The 4,600-nt window shown below is 42.2% G+C and carries 3 protein-coding genes and 4 pseudogenes; 6 read left to right on the top strand and 1 reads right to left on the bottom strand.

Going from position 1 to position 4,600, the window contains the following annotated elements; all coding sequences use genetic code 11:
* Positions 1–210: 210 nt before the first annotated feature.
* The 5 genes and pseudogenes from J8X26_RS24945 to J8X26_RS24930 all read left to right on the top strand — a co-directional run.
* Positions 211–341, top strand: a pseudogene (locus J8X26_RS24945) (IS1 family transposase); the annotation flags it as partial.
* Between the two features lie 133 nt (positions 342–474).
* Positions 475–741, top strand: a complete 267-nt coding sequence (locus J8X26_RS24940) for a hypothetical protein (protein WP_208952291.1) — start codon at positions 475–477, stop codon at positions 739–741.
* Between the two features lie 44 nt (positions 742–785).
* On the top strand, positions 786–2,027 hold the full coding sequence (locus J8X26_RS24935; RefSeq protein WP_244370850.1) for an EAL domain-containing protein: 1,242 nt from the start codon (positions 786–788) through the stop codon (positions 2,025–2,027).
* A gap of 78 nt (positions 2,028–2,105) precedes the next feature.
* Positions 2,106–2,208: pseudogene (locus J8X26_RS28110) on the top strand (IS5/IS1182 family transposase); the annotation flags it as partial.
* A 62-nt stretch (positions 2,209–2,270) separates the two neighbouring features.
* Positions 2,271–2,924: pseudogene (locus J8X26_RS24930) on the top strand (IS6 family transposase); the annotation flags it as partial.
* Positions 2,925–3,077: 153 nt separating this feature from the next.
* On the opposite strand, the gene J8X26_RS24925 reads toward J8X26_RS24930, so the two are convergent.
* Complete coding sequence (locus J8X26_RS24925; RefSeq protein ID WP_208952289.1) at positions 3,078–4,106, bottom strand: tyrosine-type recombinase/integrase; 1,029 nt, start codon at positions 4,104–4,106, stop codon at positions 3,078–3,080.
* Positions 4,107–4,490: 384 nt separating this feature from the next.
* Here J8X26_RS24925 and J8X26_RS24920 point away from each other — a divergent pair.
* A pseudogene (locus J8X26_RS24920) lies at positions 4,491–4,600 on the top strand (DDE-type integrase/transposase/recombinase); the annotation flags it as partial.

Genomic DNA, 4,600 nt, shown 5'->3' with positions numbered 1-4,600 from the left:
CGGTGGGATAATGCAGGCGTCGAAAGGAGTTTCGGATCAGGGACATGGGCAAACAACATTACAGAAAAAAAAACAGTATGTTACCTGACAGAGTTTTAATGCGACAGAACCAAAAGAGCTTGCGTCACCGTGATGCCGACTCTCAATTGGATCTCACAGAACGTCAGGCACAGCGTCTGATGAACCTGTCTTTGGTGAACGCACCATGATATTCTGAGCATGTTGTCGGCCTTTGAAGCGGTTGTATGGATGACGGACGGATGGCAGCTGTATGAGTAACGTCTCAAGGGAAAGCTGCACGCATTATCAGCAAACGTTACACACAGCAAATTGAGCGGCATATTTGGGACTTGCTGAGTACAGTTGTAAAGTGCAATCTACTATGATGAATATATCACACGCCAACGAATAGAGCATATATAAAAATTAAATGATTCTGGCAAACAACAAAAAATATTCAGATGGAGTAATTTAATGGAAACAAATAAAAAAATCAATAAAATACAATTGGCATTGTGCATTATAATAGGCGTGTTATTCTCATTTACTATATCTCAATTTATATGGATGGCTAGTACAAATAGTAGAATGAATTCATATTCAAACGCTATTCTAAATCATGCCGAAATAGTCGCAGAAAACCTTACATCAGCACTTAATGAGTTAAATAAACTGGATGGTAAAGCATGTGGGAAAAATTACCTTGAGTTCACAAAGGAAATAACTTATAAATATATATAAAGGACGCTGGTTATATAAAAGACAATAAAATCACATGCTCTGCTATGTGGGGCATAATCCAAAACTTTAAATTAAAAGGTAATGAACTACTAACAAAAAACAATGTAATACTTTGGAATGGTGCTTCTGTTTATTTTAAAACTGACATGACGGTATATATATCAGCGAAAGGTAACTCGTTTGTAGTTACATCCCCAACAGCTTTCTCTCCGTTCGATTCGCCGTCACATGATATACTCACGACTATAACGTCTCATGATGGGAAAACCATCATGAGACATTTCGGAAAATTAAAAAAACAGTATCTATTAACAACTTTGAAAACGAAAAAATGCTCTAAAAAATACGACATATGCGTAGAGTCAAGCATTGTTTCAAATATTTTATCAACAAAACAGCCAAGTCTTATCGCTTTCATTTCATTTATAGGTGTATCTTCCGGTTTCTTTTTTTTCTATGCATCAACTAAATATTTAGATGCTAGGGACTCGCTTGAATATCGACTAAAGAAAGCTATAGCCGATGGGTTGATATACACCGTCTATCAACCAATACTCCATGGAATGACAAGAGAAGTTGCAGGATTCGAAGTTTTAGCACGTTGGGATGATAGAAAACTTGGTTCCGTACCACCAAATATCTTCTTAAAAAAAGCTGAAGAAATTGGATTGCAAGATGCGCTTAACCATTTAATCATTAATAATGCATTAACAGAATTAACAGAATTAACAGAATTAACAGAATTAACAGAATTAACAGAATTATTTCACAACAATACAAAAACTTACTTTAGTTTTAATTTTGAAACTAAAGACCTGTTAGATAATTCACTATTACTTAATTTGTCATCAAAATCAAAAAACCTCGGAATATTACCAGGCCAAATTGCAATAGAAATACTTGAAAGTGCCACGACTGAAATCAGCGAAATTGATAAAGGGATTAAAAAAATCCATAGTCTAGGCCATAAAGTATTTATTGATGACTTTGGGTCTGGTTATTCCAGTTTAGCTTATTTGGCAAATCTTGATGTTGACATCATAAAGATAGACAGATCTTTTTCTCAAGCTGTAGGAACTAGATCTCCAGCCGAAATGGTGTTACGAAAAATACATGAAATAGCGAAAGAGCTTGATACGAAAATAGTTTTCGAGGGGGTCGAGACTGAGGAACAAAAAGACGAAATATTAAATTTCTGCCCAGACGCCCTCATTCAGGGGTGGGTTTTTAGTAAAGCCTTATCAATTTCTGAACTCACTGAAAAATTAAAGCTTTCAAAATTCTGAGGGCTAGTTAAATAAATCGAACGTTTGGCAGCAATCAGGATCAGATCTCCGCATTCCTGATCCTGTAGCGGTACCCCAGTGGCAAAACAAAAGTTCACAATCACCAACTGGAACGCCTACAACAAATCTCTTGTCAATCGGGGCTTACTGACATTCTGTGTTGGATGAACAGGCCGTCCAGGAGGTTCTGTCGCATTAAGATGTCGTCAGGTAATATGTTGTTTTTTTTAATGTTTCATGACTATGTCTATGATCCGAAAATCGTTTAAACGCTTGCATTATCCCATCGATGTCATTGCCCAGTGTGTCCGCTGGTATCTGTCGTACTCACACAGCCTGCGTGATCTGGAAGTTGACCATTCCACGCTTCACCGCTGGGTCATCCGCCTGGTGCCTCTGCTGGATAAGGTGTTCCGACGGCATAAACGCCCGGTGGGTCGCCGCTGGCGAATGGACGAAACCTACATCAGAGTCAGAGGGCAGTGGAAATACCTGTACCGGGCCGTCGATAGCGCAGGGCAGAACATCGATTTCCTGCTGACGGCGAAGCGGGATACGGCAGCAGCTCTGCGTTTATTCCGTAAGGCCATCCGCCACCATGGTGAACCGGAAGTGGTGACTATCGATAAAAACGGTGCAAACACCGCCGCCCTTGCGGAACGCAATACCGGCAAAGAGGCCGATGACTACATAAAGGTCAGACAGAATAAGTACCTGAATAATCTGGTTGAGCAGGATCACTGTAATATCAAATGCCGGATACGGCAGATGCTGGGATTCAAATCATTCCGCCGGGCGCAGGCTGTCCTTGGGGGTATTGAGCTGGTTCACATGATAGGCAAGGGGCAGTATGCTCATCCTGACGGGGACGGATTGTCGCCGGCAAAACAGTTTTATTTCTGGCTGCGTGAAAACCAGACAGCGCATTTTCTGCCGGTCTGCTCGTTAATGCAACAGAACCGTCGTCAGCGGCCAGTGATAAAATCGAAAACACTAAGTAATACTTCATAATGATGAAGTGTGACTTATGCTATTTTTTATTTTCATGATTTAGAAGGTTTTTTCCATAAGATCAGTCATCGCACCTTCATGAGCCTGAAGATTGCGGATATAGCGCATTAAAGTCTCAGGCTTTTTCCATGTCCCTTCCTGCATAATCTGAGCAACGGCATAGCCACATCCCGCCATGTCCTGTGCAGCTCCTACACGAGCACTGTGACCAGTCCAGGTCATGTAGCGTCCTTTATTGGGGGTGATATTTTCAGCTGTTCCAATCGTACGCCAAGCCTGGGTGAAGATAAATTCTATAGCCGGCGTGCTCAGCGGACGGGTGATAGAAAGAGTTGCACTCCCAGAGCGGTGAACCGGACAGAAGAGGAAAGCGTCAGGTTCAGCATTGATACCAGATACCGACAGCCATTCCGACAACCGGCGGGAAGACTGCGAACTTAGTGATTTGATCAGGCCACCGGTCTGAACAATAGTTTTGGTATAGCTTACGTTGAGGATGATCCTGCCATCCGGTGCGCGGGAAATGTCTCGAACACGGAGACGGGCTAATTCACTGATACGCAGCAGCGTGCTATAAGCGAGATGCAGAAATGCCAAATCACGTTTATGCCGAAGCAATAACGAGTCACACCATAACGCATCAAGTTCAAGCAAATCATCAAGACGAAAGGGTACGGCCTGGCCAGTACGCTCACCCGTGACAACCGCAACACGATTTATCTTCTTAACAGCCCGGAAAACCAACGGTGAGGAGTTAGGAGGGGTAAGACCAGCGTTACGGTGTAACATAGAAATCAAAGAACCATGTGTGGCAATCGTCGAGGAAGCACGTCCATTCATTTGCAACCAGTTCAAATAGTCGCGAAGATCATCCGGAAGCATAGGCAGAAACGAACGCCCATTCTCTGCCGACCATTTATGGCAAATTCGCATCACGCTCATTAATTGTCGCCATGTATTGGGTGAAAATGCTTCCTTATCCTGTACAAATTCCTTTAGCCTGGCCAAAACATCCTCTTCAGCCTGGATAGCCGGTAGTGTCTGGTGAGTTGGTGTTAATTTGCCCATATAGCTTAAAAAGAGAACTCCCGTTCACTGACGACGCTACGTAGATTCTGAAAAAAATGCAGGGGATTTACCCTGCAGATTTCACGTAGAGCAACCTACACGATTTACTGCAAAAATTCATCTACACCTGTAACTACTGGTTAGATTACCAGCTCCATCAAAAGAAGACTAACTTTACATAAGTCCCATTATATAAAGTTAAAAGTATTACTTAGAAACACACGGTCGGGGTCATAAGTTACCAGAGCATGTAGTGCATCCAAATGTGTACCTAGTAGGTACAAGTGCTATAGTTGTACAAATGATACCTATGACAGGAAGGCAAAAAATGCACTCATTAACGTTTACTGATGCCCGTAAGCATTTTGCTGAGACAATGCAGCAGAATGCATTACGGTCAGACAAAGTAAGTACCTGAACAACCGGGTTGAGCAGGATCACCGGAATATCAAACGGCGGATAAAACTGATGACGGGATTCAAATCGTTCAGGCG

The sequence above is a fragment of the Rahnella sp. ChDrAdgB13 genome (assembly GCF_017655185.1).
Classification (GTDB): domain Bacteria; phylum Pseudomonadota; class Gammaproteobacteria; order Enterobacterales; family Enterobacteriaceae; genus Rahnella; species Rahnella contaminans.
This window is presented reverse-complemented; position numbering and strand designations above follow the sequence as displayed.